Source organism: Yoonia sp., from assembly GCF_036007805.1.
Taxonomy (GTDB): domain Bacteria; phylum Pseudomonadota; class Alphaproteobacteria; order Rhodobacterales; family Rhodobacteraceae; genus Yoonia.
In genome coordinates, this window is record NZ_DASYOK010000026.1 from 1 (window position 1) to 21,634 (window position 21,634).

Genomic DNA, 21,634 nt, shown 5'->3' on the forward strand with positions numbered 1-21,634 from the left:
GCGATATCAGCGTCAGAGTTGCGCAGCGCGCCGTCCGCCATCTCGCGCGCGACTTCCTCCGAGACTGCGCCGTAAGCGTCCAGCGTTGCAGGCAGCACCCCCAGCATCTGGGTTTTTGCATCGTTTGTGTAGGTGATGAAAGCCCGGTCAAATACGGCCGAGCTGCCGGCTATATCGGTGATTGCGGCACTGACCATCCCGCCTGTGCAGCTTTCAGCGGTGGCCAGCATCACGCCTTTGGCCTTGGCGGCAACCAAGAGAGCGGCGGCCGATGTCATGCCGGATTGACCTGCGCCAGAAAGCCCTGATGCGCAATCCACGCGAGGATCAGCACGCCGATCGCTGCAAAAATTCCGGCAATCACATCATCCAGCATCACACCTGTGGGGCCGTGCATCCGGTCGGCCCAGCCGATTGGGCCCCATTTGGTGATATCGAAAAGCCGGAACAGCGCGAATGCGGCAACCCAACCGGGCCAGAGCAGAAGAATATCAACGTCCGTACGTGCCGCTCCGAAAGCCAGCGGCAGAAGGGCGATCCATTGGCCGCAAACCTCGTCGATCACGATCTCGGAGGGGTCGTGGTTGTCCTTTCCTTTGGTCTCGACACCCGTGGCCCAGACGCCAAGCACATAGGACAGCACGATCCCCGCGATAAGGCCCCAAGGGCCGAAGAGCGTGTAAATCGCCCAACCTGCGGGCAGGGCGGCAAGCGACCCCCATGTGCCGGGGGCAGGGCGGATGTGGCCCACATAAAAGAAGGTGGCAATCAGATGTGTCATGGCTTGATCAACGTCACGGTGGCGATGGCGGCAATGCCTTCCTCGCGTCCCGTAAAGCCCAGCTTTTCTGAGGTCGTCGCCTTGACGCTGATCCGGTCACTTTCGATCCCCAGATAGGCGGACATGACGGCCTTCATGGCGTCTTGATGCGGGCCGATTTTGGGGAATTCGCAGACCAGGGTGCAGTCGGCATTGCCAATGCGGAACCCCAGCGACGCGGCAAGCGCCACGGCGTGTTCGAGAAAAATACGGCTCGCGGCGCCTTTCCATTGCGGGTCAGAGGGCGGGAAGTGCTGGCCGATATCACCTTTGCCCAGCGCGCCATAGATCGCGTCTGTGACGGCATGCATGCCCACATCCGCATCGGAATGGCCCTGAAGGCTGCGGGTATGGGGGATTTGCACGCCACAAAGCCAGACATGATCGCCAGAACCAAAGCGGTGCACGTCATAGCCGTTGCCACAGCGGATATCGGGGGTGGAAGTCATCGGGTTGCGCCTCATCAGCTCTGCGGCCCGGTCGAAATCCTCGGGCGTGGTGATCTTTATGTTCGCTTCATCGCCTGCCACGATCGCAACGTCCAGCCCTGCCGCGCGGGCAACGGCCACATCATCGGTTTCCTGCCCGGTGCTCGCGGCATGTGCGTCCCGCAACGGTGCAAGGTGAAAACCTTGGGGCGTCTGCGCACGGTAGAGGCCCGCGCGGTCCTGCACACCCGCGACTGTGCCGTCTGTGCCATGCCAGAGCGTATCCGTCACCGCAATCGCAGGGGCAGCACCGACATGGGTTGCAAGGGCGTCCAGCACGCGATCAATCACGGCGTCGGTCACCAGCGGTCTGGCCGCGTCGTGGATCAGCACGGTCTCGATCCCGGGCTCTGTTGCCGCCAGCCCCGCCCGAACCGATGCAGCACGGGTGGCACCACCCGTCACCACGGTGGCCTCAGGGTCGCGCGGCCAGAGGGCTGTGTCAACGTCATCGGGATGCAACACAAGGATCAGCTGTGTGACCGCGGGGTGACTGGCAAAACGGTCCATGGCATAGGCGGCCACAGGGCGGTCACCGATCCGTTGCCACTGTTTTGGAATGTCGCCACCCGCACGTGTGCCGCGCCCCGCCGCTACGATGATTGCCGCTACTGTCATCTTTGACCTGTCCTTTAGTTACCACAGGTTTAGGCCCCAGACCGCGCCGGTGCAATTCGACAGTTACGCAAGCTATTTGCACAAAAATTAAGCAAACGCCGATTAATCGGGATAATTGGGGCGAGTTTCATTGAAGGTGGCCGCAAATCTTCATAGATGTACGGCAACGCCTAACCTGTAAGCGAATGATTATCTCTGTGGCAATAACCGAACAATTGGTCTTGGACGATGTGGCTTTGACGCCGCCTGTGGCGCTGGCGCCTTTGGCGGGAATCACAGATCTGCCGTTTCGCCAACTGGTCGCCTCGTTCGGGGCGGGCTGGGTTGTCAGCGAAATGGTGGCAAGCCAGGAAATGGTGCAGGCCAAACCCGGCGTGCGCGAACGCGCCGAACTGGGCTATGACCAAGAGGGCACGGCCGTCCAGATCGCCGGACGCGAGGCCTATTGGATGGCCGAGGCGGCGCGCATGGCGGCGGGAAACGGTGCCGCGATCATTGACATCAACATGGGCTGCCCGGCCAAGAAGGTGACGAACGGCTATTCGGGGTCGGCGCTTTTGCGCACACCCGATCATGCGCTCAGCCTGATCGAGGCGGTGGTGAATGCGGTTGATGTCCCCGTGACGCTGAAAACGCGCCTTGGCTGGGATCACGACAGCCTGAATGCAGCCGATGTGGCCCGCAGGGCCCAAGAGGCGGGGATCAAGCTGGTCACGATCCACGGGCGGACACGCTGCCAGTTTTACAAAGGCGCTGCCGACTGGGCCGCGATCCGGCAGATCAAGGACGCTGTGACAATCCCGGTGATTGCCAATGGCGATATTGTGGATGCGGACACCGCGCGCGCAGCCTTGCGTCTGTCTGGTGCCGACGGCGTGATGATCGGACGCGGGGCGCAAGGGCGGCCTTGGGTCCTCGCGCAGGTCTCTGCCGCGCTGCACGGTCTGGCGGAACCTGTTGTGCCGCAGGGCCATGATCTGATTGATATGGTCTGCGGCCATTATGAAGCGATGCTTTCCTTCTATGGCCCCGAATTGGGGCGCAAGGTCGCGCGCAAGCATTTGGGGTGGTACATGGATGATGCGGGCACGCCGCCCGCTTTGCGCAAGGCGGTCCTGACCCAGGTAGCACCTGCAAATGTCCTGCGCGACCTACCTGAGGCTTTGGATTTACAGGTGGCGGCATGATTTTGGGACAAGCCCTTTGGTCATCCTTGCCGGTACCATCGCTGATGCTTGATTGCGATGACGTGATCGTCATGAGTAACCCTGCAGCGGAAAGTTTTCTCAACCTGTCGTCCAAGTCGCTTGTGGGCGAGAGACTTTGGGAAAAGGTCATGATTGATGCGCCGCTTGAGGCGCCTTATCGCCGCGCAAGAGAAAACCGGACATCGCTTTTTGTGAATGATGTGGATGTCGGCAGCGGCGAGCGCCCGCCGATGCTGTGCAATCTGCAATTCGCACCACTGCAAGGCAGTGATGACCAGATGATCGTCATGATCAGCCCGCGCGAGATTGCCAGCCGGATCAACCAGAACCATTCGTCCGGCAAAGCCGCAAAATCGGCGATCGGGATGGCAGAAATGCTGGCCCACGAGATCAAAAATCCGCTGGCAGGCATCACAGGCGCGGCACAACTGTTGTCTATGGGACTATCCCCTGAAGATCAGGAGATGACGGATCTGATCGTCGAGGAAAGCCGCAGGATTGTGAAACTGCTCGAACAGGTCGAACAATTCGGAAACCTGCGTAAACCGGTCCTCAAACCGATCAATATCCACGATATTCTGGACCGCGCACGCCAATCAGCGGCGGTTGGTTTTGGCGCTCATATGCTGTTTGTCGAAGCCTATGATCCCTCCCTGCCACAAACGCTGGCGGATGGGGACCAGCTTTTGCAGGTGTTCCTGAACCTGCTGAAAAATGCCTCGGAGGCCTGCAAGGAAGCGGGTACCATCACCCTGCATACATTCTATGACACCTCGTTGCGTGTGCACCGGTCAGATGGCACCCATGCCCGCCTGCCATTGCAGGTTGAGATTATTGACGATGGCCCCGGCCTGCCGCGCGAGATTGCGGAAGATATTTTTGAACCTTTCGTATCGGGCAAGGAAAACGGAACAGGGCTCGGGTTGGCGCTGGTGTCAAAATTGATCGGTGACGCCGGTGGATGGATTTCGGTGGATAGCGTGCCCGGGCGCACGGTTTTCCGGATCTCGCTCCCGGTGGTTCCCAAAGACTATGAAGCAGGAGAATAAGAATGGACGGGACAGTACTTGTTGCCGATGACGACCGCACGATCAGGACGGTATTGACCCAGGCGTTGACGCGGGCGGGCTGCAAGGTGCATGCGACATCCTCGATTGTCACACTGATGCGCTGGGTCGATGAGGGCAAAGGCGATCTGGTAATCTCGGATGTGATCATGCCCGATGGTAACGGCCTTGAGCAGTTGCCCAAGATCGCAGAGGCGCGCCCCGGTCTGCCTGTGATCGTGATTTCTGCGCAGAACACCATTATGACCGCCATTCAGGCCGCCGAGGCGGATGCCTATGATTACCTGCCCAAGCCCTTTGATCTGCCTGACCTGATGAAACGCGCCGCGCGGGCGCTTGAGATCAAGCGCCGCGCCCCCACGACACGCGCCCCCGATGTGAATGCAACCGAACAGGGCGGTGATCTGCCGCTGGTGGGGCGCACGCCGGTGATGCAGGGCCTCTACCGGCTTGTCGCGCGGGTGATGAACACGCAACTGCCGGTGTTGATCACCGGCGAAAGCGGGACGGGTAAATCGCTGATCGCGCGCGCGGTGCATGATTTCTCCGACCGGCGCAGCCTGCCGTTTGTTGTGGTGTCGGCCTCTGATCTGGAGGGGATGGATGGGCCGTCCACTGTGCTCAGCCGCGCCAAGGGCGGGTCAATCCTGTTTGATGAGGTCAGTGACCTGTCCGAAGAGGCGCAGGGCCGGATTGTGCGGATGCTGGACACGCTGGGCGACAACGCGCCGCGGATCATGGCCACATCGCAATCCGACCTGATGGGACGTATGGAAGACGGGCAATTCCGCGAGGATCTGTTTTACCGGCTGGGCGGTGTTACTGTGGATGTCCCGTCACTGCGCGAGCGTGTGGATGATATCCCGCTGCTGGCCGAGCATTTTCTGGCCCGCGCCGAACGTGATGGCGCGCCGTTGCGCCGCTTTGGTGACGCGGCCCTTGATCTGGTCCGCGCCTATAGCTGGCCCGGCAACGTGCGGCAGTTGGAAAACGCCGTGCGCCGTTTGGTCTTTACCGCCTCCGAGGATGAAATCACCCGTGCCGAGGTGGAACTGGTCCTGGGCAACCAGCCCGCAATCGAACCGCTGCGGTCAGGCGGCGAGGGCGACAAGCTGAGTGCGAGCGTGAACAAGCACCTGCGCCGCTATTTCGATCTGCATGGCGGGGTTCTGCCGCCTCCGGGGCTCTATAACCGAATCCTGAAAGAGGTTGAGGGCCCGCTGATCGAGATTGCACTGGATGCAACGGGCGGAAATCAGGCCAAATGCGCGGATTTGCTCGGCATAAACCGCAATACACTCCGCAAGAAGATCACCGATCTCGATATCCGCGTGACACGCCGCCGCAAATTGATGTAAAACCGCAACAGAACCGTGGCACTGCTACGTCAGCGTAGCAGAAAGACCACAGCGAATGGCGGTACCGTGGGGGCGACCTCACCACAATAACAGGGCATTGCGCGTGCGGCGTTCCCTACTGGGCCTGAATATGACGCGACTTGGTCGCTGGTTCCGCCAGCGCCATGTGCAAACGGCGTTCACGATCGGCCTTGTGGTGGCAGGCCCGCTGCTGGCCGTGCTGACCTATATTGTCGTCGGACCGCTGGATCGCGGGGCGTCGTCAACGTCGTTGCGTTTGGTCCTTCTGTTGGACTTTATCTATGTGCTGGTCGTGGCGGCCCTGGTCATGCGGCAGGTCGCACGGATGGTCTCGGCGCGGCGTGCCAAGTCGGCAGGCTCGCGGCTCAGTCTGCGTCTGACAGGGGTCTTTGCGCTCTCGGCGCTGGTCCCCATCGTGCTGGTGGCAGTCTTTTCCGTCACGCTGATTTCGATTGCCCTCGACGGGTTGTTTTCGGAACCTGTGGGCAATGTGTTGCGGACGTCTTTGACGACGGCACAGGCCTATGAAGAAGAGCACCGCCAAGAGCTGACACGCGACGGGCTTGATCTGGCGGCCTATCTGAACCGTGAACGGCAAGCGAACCTCTTTATGGACGATGGCGAGGTGCGGCGCGCCTTGGGTGACGTGCAGGCACAGGTCGAGCGGGGCCTGAGCGAGGCCTTTGTGATTGACGGCTTGGGCACGATCGCAGCCCGTGGCGCGCGGTCCTATGAATTTGGCTATGAACGCCCCTCGGCCGAGGATTTCACAATCGCGGATCAGACTGGCCTTGCGATAATTCAGGACTTTGCCAACAACGAATTCCGCGCGCTGATCCCGCTTATGGCGTTCCGCGACAGGTATCTCTACGTCACGCGCCCTGTGGACGGCAACGTGCTGACCCTGCTGGATGACACGACCGAAACGGTGGCCCAGTACGAAGAGCTTCAGAACGCGCGTGGGCAACTGTTGTTCCAGTTCGGCCTGCTCTATCTGGGATTCGGCTTTATCCTGATCCTTGGCGCGATCTGGGGCGGTTTGGTCTTTGCCGAGCGCCTGTCAACGCCTGTAGGGCGCCTGGTGTCGGCGTCGCAACGTGTCGGGTCGGGTGATCTTGATGTGCGCGTGATCGAAGATGACGGCGATGACGAGATCTCGCAACTGGGTCATTACTTCAACCAGATGACGAGCCGTCTGAAAGGACAGCGCGACCAGCTGATCGAGACAAACCAGCGGACCGAACGGCGGGGTCGTTTGTTTGACTCGGTGTTGCGGTCGGTCACCTCGGGGGTTGTCGGGCTTGATGCCTATGGCCGCGTGACCTTTGTAAACCCATCCGCTAGCCGGTTGTTGTCCGTGGGTGATCACCCCGAAGAAACGGCGCTTTCGGTCGCGGTGCCCGAATTTGCCGATCTCTTTACGCAGGTTTGCGAAACCGACCGTGAAAGCGTGCAGGGCCAGATCAACCTGATCCGCAACGGCCAACAGGAAAGCCTGCTGGTGCGGATGGCGCAGCGCCGCAATGTGGACGGGACGCTGGAGGGCTATGTTGTGGCCTTTGACGATGTGACCGATCTGGTCAGTGCCCAGCGTATGGCCGCTTGGGGCGACGTGGCGCGCCGGATTGCGCATGAGATAAAAAACCCGCTGACGCCGATCCAGCTCTCGGCGGAACGGATCAAGCGGAAATTCCATAGTCAGGTTGGCCATGATGCGGACAAGCTGGAACAGATGACAGACGTGATTGTGCGCCAGACCAATGATCTGCGGCGCATCGTGGACGAGTTTTCCAAATTTGCCCGCATGCCGGAACCGGAATTGCATATCAATGACATGACGCAACTGGTGCATGATGCGCTGTCCTTGCAGATTGCAGGCCAGCCCGATGTGCATTTTGCCGCCGAAATCCCCGAAGAACAGGTTCTGGTCGATATGGATGACACCATGATCGGGCAGGCGCTGACGAACCTTCTCAAGAATGCAGGAGAGGCGACGGAAACCTATATCAGCCGTCATGGGGCAGAGGGCTATCGCCCTGAAATCCAGCTCCGTATGTCCAAGGACAAGGATACAGTAACGATTAAAATCTCGGACAACGGGATCGGCCTGCCGGAAGATCGCGCGCGCCTGTTCGAGCCTTACGTGACGACGCGCGGCGAGGGGACAGGTCTTGGCCTGCCTATCGTCAAGAAGATCATCGAAGAACACGGCGGTACGCTGACACTGACAGATGCCGAAGTCTTTGCAGGCTACGATCACGCAGGGGCCTGCGCCATTATTCAACTGCCCGCATCGGTGCAAGCCGCGCGTGCCCCCAAAATTCCAGCATGAGGTAAATTATGGGCGATATTCTGATCACGGATGATGAACGCGACATTCGCGAACTCATTTCGGAAATTCTGATCGACGAAGGCTACACCACGCGGCTGGCCGGAACATCCGATGAATGTATGGCGCAGATCGCAGCCGAGCAGCCCGCGCTGATGATCCTCGATATCTGGCTGAAAGACAGCAATATGGACGGGATTGATATTCTCAAGAGCGTCAAGCGCGACCATCCCGAGATCCCGATCGTGATTATTTCGGGCCACGGCAATATTGAAATTGCGGTCGCGGCGATCAAGCAGGGCGCTTACGACTTTATCGAAAAGCCCTTCAATATCGACCAGCTTTTGGTGGTAATCCGCCGCGCGATGGAAACCTCGCGCCTGCGTCGCGAAAACGTGCAACTGCGGCGTGGTGAAAGCCAGAGTGCCGAGATGCTGGGCGACAGTGCGGCCTTCCGGACCCTGAAATCGCAACTGGACAAGGTGACCAAATCCAACGGCCGCGTGATGCTGACCGGCCCTGCAGGGGCGGGCAAGGAAATCGCGGCACGCTATATCCACGCCAATTCCAACCGCGCCTCGGCACCCTTTGTGGTGGTGAACTCGGCCTCGATTGAACCCGAGCGCATGGAAGAAGTGCTATTCGGCCGTGAAGACGCAGGGCGCGGCATTGAGCAGGGTTTGCTTGAAGAAGCGAATGGCGGTGTCGTTTATTTCGATGAAATTGCGGATATGCCACTGGGAACGCAATCAAAAATCCTGCGGGTGCTGGTCGAACAGCGCTTTCAGCGCGTCGGCGGCAACGACAAGGTGCAGGTCGATCTGCGGGTGATTTCCAGCACTAACCGCGATCTGTCTGCTGCAATTGCTGCGGGGATGTTTCGCGAAGAGCTATACCACCGTCTGAACGTTGTGCCGATTGCCGTGCCATCATTGGAGGAACGCCGCGAGGATATTCCGCTTCTGGCCGAGCATTTCATTGAGACCTGCAACAAGTTGCAAGGCTTGCCACTGCGCAAACTGGCAGAGGATGCGCGCGCGCTGTTGCAGACCATGCTTTGGCCGGGCAACGTTCGGCAGTTGAAGAACGTGGTGGAACGTGTTCTTATCCTTGGAGAAAATACCGGTGATATCAGTGCCAAAGAACTGCCGAACAGCGAGGATGGCGGCGGCGAGGAAGGCCGGATCGTGCTGTCTGGTGGTCTTGCCACATTGCCTTTGCGCGAAGCCCGCGAATTATTCGAGCGCGAGTACCTGCTGACCCAAATCAACCGCTTTGGTGGCAACATCAGCCGGACGGCGGCCTTTGTGGGCATGGAACGTTCGGCCTTGCACCGGAAGCTGAAATCGTTAGGCGTTGTGACAACGAACAAGGCCGGTGGCCGCGTGGCCTATATTGAAGGCGAAGACGAATGAAAGTCATCATCTGTGGTGCAGGGCAGGTCGGCTGGCAAATTGCCCGCCATTTGTCCGGCGAAAACAACGATGTCACAGTTGTAGACAGCAACCCTGAACTGGTGCGCCGTGCGACGGATACGTTGGATGTGCAGGGCATTGCAGGCTTTGCAAGCTATCCTGATGTGCTGGACCGCGCGGGTGCGGCGGATGCCGATATGGTCATTGCGGCCACCCATTCCGATGAGGTCAATATGGTCACCTGTCAGGTGGCGCATTCGGTGTTTTCGGTGCAGCGCAAGATCGCCCGTCTGCGCGCCCAGAACTATCTTGATCCGGCCTATGCCGATCTTTACCGCCGCAATCACCTGCCCATCGACGTGGTGATTTCCCCCGAACGCGAAGTGGCAGAAGCCGCTTTGCAGCGCTTGGCGGCACCTGCGGCTTTTGACACCGAAAGCTTTCTGGAAGGGCGTGCGCAACTGCTCGGGATCATGATTGAGGACGATTGCCCTGTTATTAATACGCCTTTGCGCCAGTTGACCGATCTTTTCTCCACACTGCGCGCCGTCGTGGTCGGCATCCGGCGCGACGGGACGCTTTTTGTGCCATCCCCCGGTGATCAGATTTTCCCCGATGATGAATGCTATATCTTCACGGACACCGAAGATATGACACGTACGCTGGAAATTTTTGGCAAAACCCAATCAAAACAAGAGCGTATCGTCATCATTGGCGGTGGCAATGTCGGGCTTGGTGTTGCACAAGCGCTTGAAGCCCGCACGGAACGCGTGCGTGTGAAAGTGATCGAAAAAAACCGCGAAAATGCCGAACGCGCGGCGGATGCGCTTGACCGGACAATCGTGCTGCATGGCGACGGGTTGGACAGCGGTTTGCTGGAAGAGGCGAATATTTCATCCGCTGACGCGGTACTTGCCGTAACGGATGATGATAAGACAAACCTGCTCGTGGCTGTGCGCGCCAAAGAGATGGGCTGCAAAATGTCGATCTCATTGGTCAACGACCCTACCTTGGTTCCGCTCATGGCCCCACTGGATATTGATGCTTACATCAACCCCCGTGCGGTGACCGTCAGTTCGATCCTGCGTCACATTCGCCATGGGCGTGTGCGCGGGGTCTACTCGATCGGGGATGCCGAGGCCGAAGTGATCGAGGCGCAAGTGCTGGGAACATCGCCGATTGCAGGCCAGAAGATTAAGGATATCGACTTTCCCGAAGGCACATTGATCGGCGCGGTCATGCAGCAAGGCAAGATCGTGCGCCCCACGGGTGAGACGCGTATTGAAGAGGGCAACGTGATTACAATTTTTGCAATGTCCGAAGACGTGCCCGAAGTTGAACGCCTCTTGCAGGTCTCGATAGACTTCTTCTGATGGCTTGGATCGTCCGGCTTCCATTTTTCGTGATCCTGATGGGTCTGGGTGCGGCGTCGATGATCGTGCCGGCGGCGCATGGCGCGGTGATGGAAGACTTCGATACGATGCGCGTGTTCTTTTACGGGTTTATCCTGTTTTCGATCATCACGCTGATGATCGGTCTGGCCACCGCAGGCTATGCGCCCCGCAGCGTGGCCCGCAGCCAGTTGTTGGGCCTTTTTGCGGCCTTTACGGCTTTGCCGATCATGTTTGCTATTCCGTTTCACGTGGCCGTCGGCAACACAACTTTTCTGGATGCGTGGTTTGAAATGGTGTCGAGTTTCACGACCACGGGTGCCACTGTCTATGACACTGCAGGCCGGTTGACACCGTCGCAGCATCTTTGGCGCGGTTTGGTGGGCTGGTTGGGTGGTTTGCTGGTCTGGGTCACGGCTGTGTCGATCTTTGCGCCTATGAACCTTGGCGGGTTTGAGGTGCGCGCGACCGGCAACGCGAATAGTGGCACCAGTGGCGGATTTTCACAGATTGGCCATATTGCTGATCCGTCTGAACGGCTTGTGCGCTATACGCTGGCGCTGACGCCGATTTACATCGGGCTGACAACGCTGCTTTGGATCGGCCTCGTGATTGCGGGTGAATTTCCCTACATCGCATTGATCCACGCCATGTCGACGCTCTCGACCTCGGGGATTTCGCCTATCGGGGGGCTCTATTTTGCGGCCTCGCGTTTCTGGGGTGAGCTGTTGATCTTCTGTTTCTTCATCTTTGCCCTGTCCCGCCTGACTTTCAGTCGTGGCCTGATCGGCGAGCATGAGCGCGGGTTGCGTCGCGATCCCGAGTTCCGCATCGCGCTTGTGTTGATCGGCACGGTCACCGCGCTTTTGTTTCTGCGGCATTTTTTCGGCGCCGCTGAGCGCGAGGACGCTGCCAGTTTGCAGGAAGTCGCATCAGCGCTCTGGGGGGCGCTGTTCACGGTGACCTCTTTCTTGACGACAACCGGATTTGAATCGCATTTCTGGGGTGGCGCGACAGAATGGTCCGGCCTGAACACGCCGGGGCTGTTCCTGATCGGTCTTGCCCTGATCGGGGGCGGTGTTGCGACAACGGCGGGTGGTGTCAAACTCTTGCGGATTTACGCGCTCTACCGCCATGGTGAACGTGAGCAGGAACGCCTCTTGCATCCATCCTCTGTTGGTGGCGGAGGCAAGGACGCGCGCCGTATCCGCAAACAGGGCGCCTATATCTCTTGGGTGTTTTTCATGCTGTTCGCCATCAGTATCGCCGTGGTGATGTTGGCTCTTTCGCTGACAGGTGTGCAGTTTGAAACCTCGATGGTGCTGGCGGTTTCGGCGCTGTCGACCACTGGGCCATTGGCCTCGGTCGCAGCAGAAACGCCGATTGCCTATTCGGGCATACCCGATGCCGCCAAGGTAATTCTGGCCTTTGCAATGGTGTTGGGACGGTTGGAAACGCTGGCGATTATCGCGCTCTTCAATCCTGAAATCTGGCAGCGCTAAGCGCTTCTTTTAATGTGTAAATAGGGGGTGGAAACTCCAGATCAGGCGCGACATACTGGGCCTGACAACACTGGGGGGCCGGTCCGCGGCCGCAAGAAAAAGAAAAAAGGGTTTGGCGATGGCTGCCGACAAAGCAAATCTGCAAGACGCATTCCTTAATCATGTGCGCAAAACAAAAGTACCCGTCACGATTTTCCTCGTGAACGGTGTGAAACTCCAAGGCGTGATTACCTGGTTTGATAGCTTTTGCGTCTTGTTGCGCCGCGACGGACAATCGCAGCTTGTTTACAAGAGCGCGATTTCCACGATCATGCCGGCGCAACCGATCAGCCTTTATGAAGGTGAAGAGTAACTTTGCTCGAACATGATCGCCCCGTCACACGGGCTTGGGTACTGCATCCCGAACTAAAGAACGACCAGAACCGCCGCGCGGCTGAACCTGCGTTGGCGGAAGGATTGGCCTTGGCCGCGGCCTTGCCGGATCTGGATGTGATTGGCGGCACCATCGTGCGCCTGCCGAAAATCCAGCCCGGCAAACTATTCGGCAAAGGCAAGATCGCAGAGCTCAAGCAGGTGTTTCATGACGCCGAAATCGAGCTTGTCCTGATCGACGGCCCCGTGACCCCTGTGCAGCAGCGCAATCTGGAAAAGGAATGGGGCGTCAAACTGCTTGATCGCACCGGACTTATTCTGGAAATCTTCAGCGACCGCGCGCGCACCTCCGAGGGTGTATTGCAGGTGGAAATGGCCGCCCTGTCCTACCAGCGCACGCGTCTGGTGCGTGCATGGACCCACCTTGAACGCCAGCGCGGCGGTTTGGGTTTTGTGGGTGGTCCGGGTGAAACCCAGATCGAGGCTGACCGCCGTGCGATTGACGAACAGCTCAACCGCCTGCGCAAGCAGTTGGCAAAAGTGGTGAAAACCCGCGAACTCCACCGCGCGTCCCGCGCCAAGGTGCCGTTCCCGATTGTGGCTTTGGTGGGCTACACCAACGCGGGCAAATCCACGCTTTTCAATCGTCTGACAGGGGCCGAAGTCTTTGCTAAGGACATGCTCTTTGCTACCCTTGATCCGACCATGCGCAAGATCGTTCTGCCGACAGGTGACGAAATCATCATGTCCGACACGGTTGGTTTCATCTCTGATCTGCCGACCGAACTGGTTGCGGCCTTCCGTGCCACGCTGGAAGAGGTGCTTGACGCGGACCTGATTGTGCACGTCCGCGATATCAGCCATGAACAGACCGAGGAACAGGCACAGGACGTGCGTGCCATTCTGCAAAGCCTTGGCGTGGCCGAAGAGGCCCCGATCATCGAGGTCTGGAACAAGACCGACCTGCTGGAAGGTGACGCGCGTGCTGCGGTGCTGACACAGGCAGCGCGGATGGATGACCTTTATGCGATTTCCGCGGTCACCGGTGAGGGGCTGGACACGCTCTTGGCCGCGATCCCCGACAAGCTCAAAGACCCCCGAAACGAGGAAAAGCTGACGCTGAGTTTCGCTGAAGGGCGCAAACGCGCATGGCTCTTTGATGCGGGGATCGTGACGAAAGAGGTGCAGACCGAGACGGGTTACGCGCTGACGGTGTTCTGGACGCAGTTGCAGAAAGAGCGGTTCAAGCGGTTGTAGGTCAAGGGCCGGCTTGCAAGACGCCGCCGCGCTTTGTGAAGCAACAGGCCGTCACCTGTGAAATCTACCGGGCCTATCGTGGGCCCTTCTTCCAATAGTCGTGGTCATAGTTGGCCGACATCCTTAAGCTAGGAACGTTTGAACACCGGGAGTGAAGAATGACTGATAGCATTAGCGAATTGGTGGACCGTATCCGCAGCATGGAAGAAGAGCTTGAACAAAAATTCGAGCGCCGTCGTCGTGAATTTCGCTACCATACCGATAGGGGGCGGGTCATATTCGAGCGCGAAGTTTTGCAACGGCACCAGATGCTCAAGCGAAAGTTATTGTCCTATGTGGCCGGTGCACGCCCGCTTGTCGTCGTAACGGCACCTGTCATTTACTCCGTAATAATCCCGTTTGTTTTGCTCGATTTATTCGTGACACTATATCAGGCAATCTGTTTTCCGGTTTACAAGATCGAAAAGGTGCGTCGCGCCGACTTTATCACCTTTGATCGCAGGCATCTTTCTTATCTGAACGGGCTGGAAAAACTGAACTGTATGTACTGCTCTTACGGCAATGGTTTGTTGGCCTACTCTGTTGAGATCGCGGGACGCACAGAAAAATACTGGTGCCCGATCAAACACGCAAGACGGATGGCAGGCGTACATCGCTACTATCCCGAGTTCTTGGAATACGGGGATGCAGAGGCCTATCACAAGCAGCAAAGATCAACTGACAAACCATGACGCTTGCTGTTAGCGAGATGGCTGACGCCGACAATCGCAGCAACTCTGCATGATGCTTACTCCTCCGGACGCAACACGGTCACACCCACGGCCGCCGCCCGTGCCAGATCGGGGTCCAGTGACATCGGAATATATTCGCCGCGCCGCCACAGCTCGCCCAGATTGTCGTAGTGCCGTGACAGCGGGTGGCCGGACTGCCCTGTGGAGTTGATGAACACCGAACTATCGGGATCGGCGAAATCATAGACACCGCGATAGCCTGCCGCGTGGACGTTGTGGAACGGATGCGGGTCGATGCCTGATGTCTTGGCCCGTTGCAGGGTGTGATCGCCACCGCTGGTGGATTGGCGGATATTCACAATCCATTCAAGGATCGGCGTGTTGCCCAGAACGGGGTGGTCGTGGGTTGCCACATGGGCGTCGCCCCAGCGCACGGCCTCGATCGCCGTGCCATAATTCTCGGTGATCCAGACCAGCGCATCATCCAGCGATTGCCGTGCGATATCGGTGCAGGTTTCAACCGGCGCGGACTGGATCACATCGCACCACACACCGGCCCCGTCGATATCGCGGAACACGCGTTCGATGAACACCGGCTCGACATGGGTGAACTCTTCGGCCAATGGCCCCAATTCGTCGCGGATCAGGCGTTGCTGGAATGCGCGGGTCCAGGCTGCATAGATCAGCGGTTCCGGCAGGTGTTCGTTCATTTCGCCGTTCCACGCTGACAAAAGGTCCAGCGCAATCTGGCGGCGGCGTTCGGGGGTGCCTTCGGCGGCAGCATCGCCGGTGAACCACAGATCCGCGCCCATCAGCGTAGACAGCGTGCGTGCGGCAAAGCTGACCGTATCAAGCTGGGTTTCTATGAAACTGTCGCGGGTATGCACCTCGCGCGCCTGCATCAAACGCCGCCAGCGGTTGATCCGCTGGGTGTCGCCCCATTTATGGGTGACGTGGAACGGAAAGGGCCGGTCCACGGTCTTGTTATTGGTGTTCCCCAAAATCCCGCCCGGCGGGTCAAGGAATTCGGGGTTGTCGCGATAAGGAAACCGCCCTTGCCAGCGGTTTTCAGGCAGATAGCCAAAGGCGGGCAGGCGACCCTGGCTTTGGTGGGCCGCATCACGGGCAGGGATCGCGCCGATCGTTTTCATCGCGATCCGGTTACGATCCGCCAGTGTCAGGTTCATGGCTGGTGCGATAAAATCGGCACCAGCGGTGATGGCCTCTTCCACGGTGCGCGCATGGTTCATTGCAAAGGCTGCGGACATAGAGGTGTCGCGGTCCGACAGCGCGGTCCACGAGATCGCGGTGACGTGCCCCGGCGGGGTAATTGTGCCAAGATCATACTGGCTGCGCGGCATGACAGGGCCGTTTGCCGTCCAACGCAGGCGGAGCGTGACGGCAGGGGCATCCTTGATGTTGATGATACTATCGCGGGTCCGAAACGGCGCCCAGCCTGTCGGGGTACGGTATTCTTCGGGGTTATCGGGATTGACCTCTTCGACCATCACGTCCTGATCATCGACATAGGCGCTCGTCAGTCCCCATCCAAGCACATCGCTGCGCCCGGTCAGGACAAGCGGCATGCCGGGAATGGTGCCGCCGATGATACCACCTGTTTCAAGCTCGAGCCGTGCGAGATACCAGATGGAGGGGGCTGTCAGGCCCAGATGCGGATCGTTTGCCAGCAGTGTTGAGCCTGTGGCCGAGCGTGATGCGCTGGCCGCCCATGCATTGGAGGCCCCTGACAGCGCTGCGGGTTTCAGTGGCGAGAGCGGATCATAGGCCAGCCGCATGTTGGGGGTGTAGGTCGGTACACCGGGAATCAGGCTTGCGTATTCCGGCAGGGCGGCAGTGGCGCTGGTGGGGTCGTCGGGCAGGATGTCGCGCAGGCGGTCGTTTTCGAGCAAGAGTGAGGTGCGAGCGCGCAAGACCTCATCCTCAAGGTTCGAGGTCAGGTCGAGTGCCATCAGTTTCAGGATCGCAATGGAATCCGCAGGCTGCCAAGGTGCGATCGCATGATTGAAAAGCCACATTTCGGGCGCGCCACGCCCCAGCGCCCCTTTGTTCACCTCGGCCAGCCACGCATTGACGCCGCGTGCATAGGCCCCCAAAGCGGCGTTGGTTTCGGCGGTCTGCACGTTCACCGAGGCCACGGCCGTCGTATAAAGATCAAAGCGCCGCAGCACCTCGTCAATGCCGAGTGTGCGTTCACCGAAGAGCTCGGACAACCGCCCTTGTGCTGTGCGCCGCAGCATTGTCATCTGCCATAGACGATCCTGCGCATGGGCATATCCCAGCGCGAAATAGACGTCATTGTCGGTTTCACCGAAAATATGCGGCACATTGGCGTTATCGCGGACGATTTCCACAGGTGCCGCAATCCCTGCCACCGCGCGGTTGGCGTTGTAATCCGGCAGCGAGCGTGACGCGAAATAATAAACCAGCGCAATCGCAGCGACGCCTAGAATGATCAGGGCAGTGGCAAGCCGGATGAGCCAGCGAAAAACAAACGCCATATGGTCCTCGGGGTGTTCAGGTCTGCCCCGTTGTAGCAGGGCAGACAGCAAGGACAAGTTAGCGTTCTGGGATCAGCCCGCGCGGGCTGAACCTCAGCACCAGAAGCAGCACCAGACCCATGGTCAGCAAACGCATATGGGCCGCAGATTCGATCATCCAGTCTTTCATGGCGCTTCCATCCTCAAGCCCGCTGCTGAGGATATTCATCAGGCCCAGACCAAGCGGTTCCACCTGCACCCAAAGCCACCAGATCAGCATACCACCCAGCACCGCACCAAAGTTGTTACCGGACCCGCCAACAATCACCATGACCCAGACAAGGAAAGTAAAGCGCAGCGGCTGATAGCTGCCTGGTGTCAGCTGACCATCCAGCGTGGTCATCATCGCACCGGCGATCCCGCAAACCGCAGAGCCAAGGATAAAGATCTGCAAATGCCGTTTGGTCACGTCTTTGCCCATGGCCTCGGCGGCGGTTTCATTGTCACGGATCGCGCGCATCATGCGGCCCCACGGGCTTTTGAGTGCTTGTTGCGCCAGCCACAACAGGATCAGCAGAACAATGGTAAAGAGCACGGCATAGGCCATTTTCGTGTAAAGTGTCGACGCCAGAACCGGATCAAGCCCGACGCTTGCGGCGCGTTCCACAAAAACAGGGTCCTGTTGCAGGTCGATTTCAAACGGAACGGGACGGTCAAGACCAATGACGTTCTTCACGCCGCGTGCCAGCCAGTCTTCGTTTTTCAACACAGCAATAATGATTTCCGCGATTCCAAGCGTTGCAATCGCCAGGTAATCAGACCGCAGGCCAAGGGCCGTTTTGCCGATAATCCAAGCCGCACCAGCGGCCAGCAGACCACCCACGGGCCAAGACAACAAAATGGGCAGGTTCAGACCGCCAAGGTTGCCGCTGACAGCGGGGTTAACCGCCTCGATCGCTTCTTTCGCGGGATCAAACACAGCGCGGTAGAGGAAGAATCCTCCAACCAAAATCACCAGCGTGACAATGGTTTTCGTGCGCCCCTCAAGCCGCTTTTGCGCCATGACCGCGGCAACCACGGTCAAAGCACCCAATGCTAGACCTGCAAAAATCCGCAGACCGCCGGCCTGCCATGCTTCGGGGACAGGCTCGCTCGAGACCAGCACAGCGGCGAGGCCGCCAAGCGCCACAAAGCCCATGACACCGATGTTGAACAACCCCGCAAAGCCCCATTGCAGGTTCACACCCAGCGCCATGATGGCCGAAATAAGCCCCATGTTCAGGATCAGAAGGGCAGAATTCCAACCCTGGATCAGGCCGGTCCCGATCAATAGGACGGCGACAAGGCCGAAGAGGGCGGTATCTTTGACTGTAGTGCTCATACGGATTGTCCCTTGAAGAGGCCCGTCGGTTTGAACAGCAGCACGATAATCAGGATCGCGAAGCTGACGGCGAATTTGTAATCGGTGGACAAGAGCTGCACCAGACCATCGGGGGCGAGGCTGTCAGGCAAGAGGTACGTCAGCACCTTCTTCCAGGCATAGGTGATGGTGACCTCGCTGAAGGCAATCACGAAACCACCGGCGATCGCCCCCAGCGGATTGCCCAGACCACCCACAATCGCTGCGGCAAAGATCGGCAGCAGAAGTTGGAAATAGGTGAAGGCTTTGAAAGACTTGTCCAGCCCGTAAAGCACACCCGCGGTGGTGGCGAGGGCCGCGACGATCATCCAAGTGACCTTGACCACCCAATCGGGGTTGATGCCCGACAGAAGGGCCAGATCTTCGTTATCCGAAAAGGCGCGCATGGATTTGCCGGTGCGGGTTTTATTGAGGAACCAGAACAACAGCGCCATGACGATAAAGGCGACAACGACTGTGATGGCCTGTGTGGTCTTAATCGCCAGACCTTCCTGAAGGCCGGTCATGTCGCGGAACTCACGGGCGGTGATGATGAAACGCTCGCCATCGGCAAAGTTGATGTCCCGCACGCCGATAATGAAACGCACGACGCCGTTCATCACGAACATCACACCCATCGACACGATCACCAAAATCACGGGCGAGGCCTTTTGATCGCGGTAAAATTTATAGACACCCCGATCAATCCCCAACAAAAGCAGGATAGTGGCACCGATGCCAACGGGCAGGGCGAGAAGGGCGGTGGGCAGCGGGCCAAAGGTGATCCCTGCCGTCGTCAACAGGCCCGTCATCAGAATGGTGATTGCGGTGCCAAAGGCCATCGTGTCGCCATGTGCGAAATTCGAAAACCGCAGGATGCCGTAAATCAGCGTGACACCCAGCGCGCCGATGGCCAACTGCGCGCCATAGGCTAGGCCCGGCACAAAGACGAAGTTCGCAAAGGCGACAATCGCGTTCAGAAAATCCATGAGAAACGATCCTCGGTATTCAAAATATGGGTCATTGCAGCACCTCGCATGTGCCCGCCATCGGCGTGACGTTGCGTGTATCGGAGTAGACGGCGGTTCCATCCGGCTGCATCACAAGCAGGACCTCGGCGCCATCTTCCTGTGTGGTCCAGAACCCGCGGGTATCGCCGATGATGAACGGCTCTGCGGTAAAGTCGGTGTCACCCATCTGCACCGTGGTCACTTGGCGGCGCGGTGGGTCAGATGCATCCTGTGCGGGCGCAAACTGTGACGCATCAATCGCAAAGCCTACAGGCATACCGGAAAAGTCGCAGATGACGGTATCGGCACAGGCGGGCCCGGCAAGCGTCGCGCAAAGAACGGCTGCCATCTTCATCCACCCAGGAAACTGCGCCGGACCTGTTCGTCCGCGAGCAGTTCCTTACCGGTGCCGGTGTGGGCGTTGCGGCCCTGTACCAGAACATAAGCTTTATCCGCAATTTCAAGCGCTTGGCGGGCGTTCTGTTCCACCATCAGGATCGGGATACCGGTGCGCGCAACCTCGATGATCCGGTCAAAAAGTTCATCCATCACGATGGGCGACACACCGGCGGTCGGTTCATCCAGCATCAGAACTTTGGGCTGTGTCATGAGAGCGCGGCCCACCGCGACCTGCTGACGCTGACCGCCTGAAAGCTCGCCTGCGGCCTGGTTGCGCTTTTCCTTGAGGATCGGGAACAGGTCATAGACCTGCGCCATCGTATCGCGGAAATCATCGCGCCGGATGAAAGCGCCCATTTCAAGGTTCTCTTCCACGGTCATCGACGTAAAGATGTTCGAGGTCTGCGGCACGAACCCCATGCCTTTCACAACCCGCTGTTGCGGGGACAGATGGGTGATATCCTCGCCATCAAGACGCACGGCACCCTGATTGACGTTCAACATGCCAAACACCGCTTTCATCGCCGTGGACTTACCGGCACCATTCGGGCCGACGATCACAGCGATTTCGCCTTTTTCGGCGGCAATCGTGCAGGAATGCAGGATATCGGGGCCTTTTCCGTAACCGCCCGTCATCGCATCACCGATCAGAAACGGCTCACCTGGTTGACCATGGCTGTTGCGCGGGTCGTTCTTTGCAGCGGTGAGCGTTCCGCCACCGGCCTTGGTAATCGACCGGTCCTTGTTCCCACGGTCATCCTGATAGGGGTTCTTGGTCACGGGGTGATGTACTCTTCAAGAAAAGGCGCATAGGCCAAAAGCGTCTCGCGCATCAGCGCCTGCTCGGTCCCATCCGCGTGGTTGACATAGATGTAATAGAAGGTCGCAGCAGAGCCCAAGATGGCCCCCAGAAGAACGGTCAGTAGGAATTTCATGTCGCACTTACCTTGTCTTTGTTTTTCAACCCGGTGCCGAGGTAGGCCTCGATCACCTGCTCATTGGCCTTGATTTCTTCCAAGGTCCCTTCGGCCAAGACGTGGCCTTCCGCCATACAGATCACCGGATCGCAAAGGCGGCCGATAAAATCCATGTCGTGCTCGATCACAACGAATGTGTAATTGCGTTCTTTGTTCAGGCGGATGATCGCATCGCCGATTGTGTTCAGCAGGGTGCGGTTCACACCTGCACCGACCTCGTCGAGAAAGACGATCTTGGCGTCGACCATCATGGTGCGCCCCAGTTCCAGCAGCTTTTTCTGCCCGCCGGAAAGGTTGCCGGCTTTTTCTTCTTTCAGGTGGTCAATCGTCAGAAATTCGATCACTTCATCGGCCTTGGCCTGTAACGCGCGTTCTTCATTGGCGATACGCTTGCGGCCGAACCATGTGTTCCAGAGTTTCTCGCCGGACTGGTCGCCAGGGACCATCATCAGGTTCTCGCGCACCGTCATCGAGGAAAACTCATGCGCAATCTGGAAGGTGCGCAGCAATCCTTTGTGGAAAAGCTCATGTGGCGGCAGACCTGTGATGTCCTCGCCATTCATGGTGATGCGTCCGGAGGTCGGTTTAAGAACGCCCGCGATCACATTGAAAAGCGTGGTTTTTCCCGCACCGTTAGGGCCAATTAGCCCTGTGATCGTACCTTCTTCTATGGTCAGCGTCGCGCCATCCACGGCACGGAAACCCCCGAAGGTCTTGACGACATTTTCGACGACAATCATCACACATCCCCTTGCGCACGGGTTTTTCCGTGTC

20 protein-coding genes are annotated in these 21,634 nt (G+C 58.6%); 10 read left to right on the forward strand and 10 right to left on the reverse strand.

Annotation, left to right across the window (positions count from 1 at the left end; translation table 11 throughout):
• From VGP75_RS01360 to VGP75_RS01370, 3 genes are all read right to left on the reverse strand, one after another.
• The coding region (locus tag VGP75_RS01360) for a CinA family protein (protein ID WP_327541935.1) at positions 1-278 on the reverse strand (278 nt) is incomplete at its 3' end.
• Complete coding sequence (locus VGP75_RS01365) at positions 275-781, reverse strand: phosphatidylglycerophosphatase A family protein (RefSeq protein WP_327541936.1); 507 nt, start codon at positions 779-781, stop codon at positions 275-277. The genes VGP75_RS01360 and VGP75_RS01365, both read right to left, overlap by 4 nt.
• Complete coding sequence (locus tag VGP75_RS01370) at positions 778-1,926, reverse strand: bifunctional 2-C-methyl-D-erythritol 4-phosphate cytidylyltransferase/2-C-methyl-D-erythritol 2,4-cyclodiphosphate synthase (protein WP_327541937.1); 1,149 nt, start codon at positions 1,924-1,926, stop codon at positions 778-780. Before VGP75_RS01370 ends, VGP75_RS01365 begins: the two co-directional genes overlap by 4 nt.
• 185 nt (positions 1,927-2,111) lie before the next feature.
• Between VGP75_RS01370 and dusB the strand changes: the two genes are divergently transcribed.
• The 10 genes from dusB to VGP75_RS01420 all read left to right on the forward strand — a co-directional run bounded on the left by dusB (position 2,112) and on the right by VGP75_RS01420 (position 14,577).
• On the forward strand, positions 2,112-3,113 hold the full coding sequence (gene dusB, locus VGP75_RS01375; RefSeq protein WP_327541938.1) for a tRNA dihydrouridine synthase DusB: 1,002 nt from the start codon (positions 2,112-2,114) through the stop codon (positions 3,111-3,113).
• Positions 3,110-4,183 carry a two-component system sensor histidine kinase NtrB gene (locus VGP75_RS01380; protein WP_327541939.1) on the forward strand — a complete coding sequence of 358 codons (1,074 nt, stop codon included), beginning with the start codon at positions 3,110-3,112 and terminating at the stop codon, positions 4,181-4,183. Before dusB ends, VGP75_RS01380 begins: the two co-directional genes overlap by 4 nt.
• 2 nt (positions 4,184-4,185) lie before the next feature.
• Complete coding sequence (locus VGP75_RS01385; RefSeq protein ID WP_327541940.1) at positions 4,186-5,559, forward strand: response regulator; 1,374 nt, start codon at positions 4,186-4,188, stop codon at positions 5,557-5,559.
• Between the two features lie 130 nt (positions 5,560-5,689).
• Complete coding sequence (locus tag VGP75_RS01390) at positions 5,690-7,912, forward strand: sensor histidine kinase NtrY-like (RefSeq protein WP_327541975.1); 2,223 nt, start codon at positions 5,690-5,692, stop codon at positions 7,910-7,912.
• A gap of 8 nt (positions 7,913-7,920) precedes the next feature.
• Positions 7,921-9,324, forward strand: coding sequence for a nitrogen assimilation response regulator NtrX (ntrX, locus tag VGP75_RS01395; RefSeq protein WP_327541941.1), 1,404 nt, complete (start codon positions 7,921-7,923; stop codon positions 9,322-9,324).
• Positions 9,321-10,697, forward strand: a complete 1,377-nt coding sequence (gene trkA / locus VGP75_RS01400) for a Trk system potassium transporter TrkA (protein WP_327541942.1) — start codon at positions 9,321-9,323, stop codon at positions 10,695-10,697. The genes ntrX and trkA overlap by 4 nt, the downstream gene beginning before the upstream one ends.
• Positions 10,697-12,217, forward strand: a complete 1,521-nt coding sequence (locus tag VGP75_RS01405) for a TrkH family potassium uptake protein (RefSeq protein WP_327541943.1) — start codon at positions 10,697-10,699, stop codon at positions 12,215-12,217. The genes trkA and VGP75_RS01405 overlap by 1 nt, the downstream gene beginning before the upstream one ends.
• Positions 12,218-12,335: 118 nt before the next feature.
• Complete coding sequence (hfq, locus tag VGP75_RS01410) at positions 12,336-12,569, forward strand: RNA chaperone Hfq (protein WP_007204924.1); 234 nt, start codon at positions 12,336-12,338, stop codon at positions 12,567-12,569.
• Positions 12,570-12,571: 2 nt separating this feature from the next.
• Entirely contained in the window at positions 12,572-13,846 is a 1,275-nt protein-coding gene (gene hflX / locus VGP75_RS01415) for a GTPase HflX (protein WP_327541944.1), read from the forward strand.
• A 158-nt stretch (positions 13,847-14,004) separates the two neighbouring features.
• Positions 14,005-14,577, forward strand: a complete 573-nt coding sequence (locus tag VGP75_RS01420; protein WP_327541945.1) for a hypothetical protein — start codon at positions 14,005-14,007, stop codon at positions 14,575-14,577.
• 56 nt (positions 14,578-14,633) lie between these two features.
• On the opposite strand, the gene VGP75_RS01425 is transcribed toward VGP75_RS01420, so the two are convergent.
• The 7 genes from VGP75_RS01425 to VGP75_RS01455 are packed head-to-tail and all read right to left on the reverse strand — an operon-like array spanning position 14,634 to position 21,600.
• The gene (locus VGP75_RS01425) at positions 14,634-17,096 is read right to left on the reverse strand and encodes a penicillin acylase family protein (protein WP_327541946.1); all 2,463 of its coding nucleotides are present in this window, start codon (positions 17,094-17,096) and stop codon (positions 14,634-14,636) included.
• Positions 17,097-17,154: 58 nt separating this feature from the next.
• On the reverse strand, positions 17,155-18,456 hold the full coding sequence (locus tag VGP75_RS01430; RefSeq protein WP_327541947.1) for a branched-chain amino acid ABC transporter permease: 1,302 nt from the start codon (positions 18,454-18,456) through the stop codon (positions 17,155-17,157).
• Entirely contained in the window at positions 18,453-19,463 is a 1,011-nt protein-coding gene (locus VGP75_RS01435) for a branched-chain amino acid ABC transporter permease (RefSeq protein WP_327541948.1), read from the reverse strand. The genes VGP75_RS01430 and VGP75_RS01435 overlap by 4 nt, the downstream gene beginning before the upstream one ends.
• Before the next feature lie 31 nt (positions 19,464-19,494).
• On the reverse strand, positions 19,495-19,833 hold the full coding sequence (locus VGP75_RS01440) for a hypothetical protein (protein ID WP_327541949.1): 339 nt from the start codon (positions 19,831-19,833) through the stop codon (positions 19,495-19,497).
• A 2-nt stretch (positions 19,834-19,835) separates the two neighbouring features.
• On the reverse strand, positions 19,836-20,663 hold the full coding sequence (locus VGP75_RS01445; protein WP_327541950.1) for an ABC transporter ATP-binding protein: 828 nt from the start codon (positions 20,661-20,663) through the stop codon (positions 19,836-19,838).
• A complete protein-coding gene (locus VGP75_RS01450) occupies positions 20,660-20,818 on the reverse strand; it encodes a hypothetical protein (protein ID WP_327541951.1) in 159 nt (52 codons plus the stop codon). The genes VGP75_RS01445 and VGP75_RS01450 overlap by 4 nt, the downstream gene beginning before the upstream one ends.
• The gene (locus VGP75_RS01455; RefSeq protein ID WP_327541952.1) at positions 20,815-21,600 is read right to left on the reverse strand and encodes an ABC transporter ATP-binding protein; all 786 of its coding nucleotides are present in this window, start codon (positions 21,598-21,600) and stop codon (positions 20,815-20,817) included. The genes VGP75_RS01450 and VGP75_RS01455 overlap by 4 nt, the downstream gene beginning before the upstream one ends.
• Between the last annotated feature and the right edge of the window lie 34 nt (positions 21,601-21,634).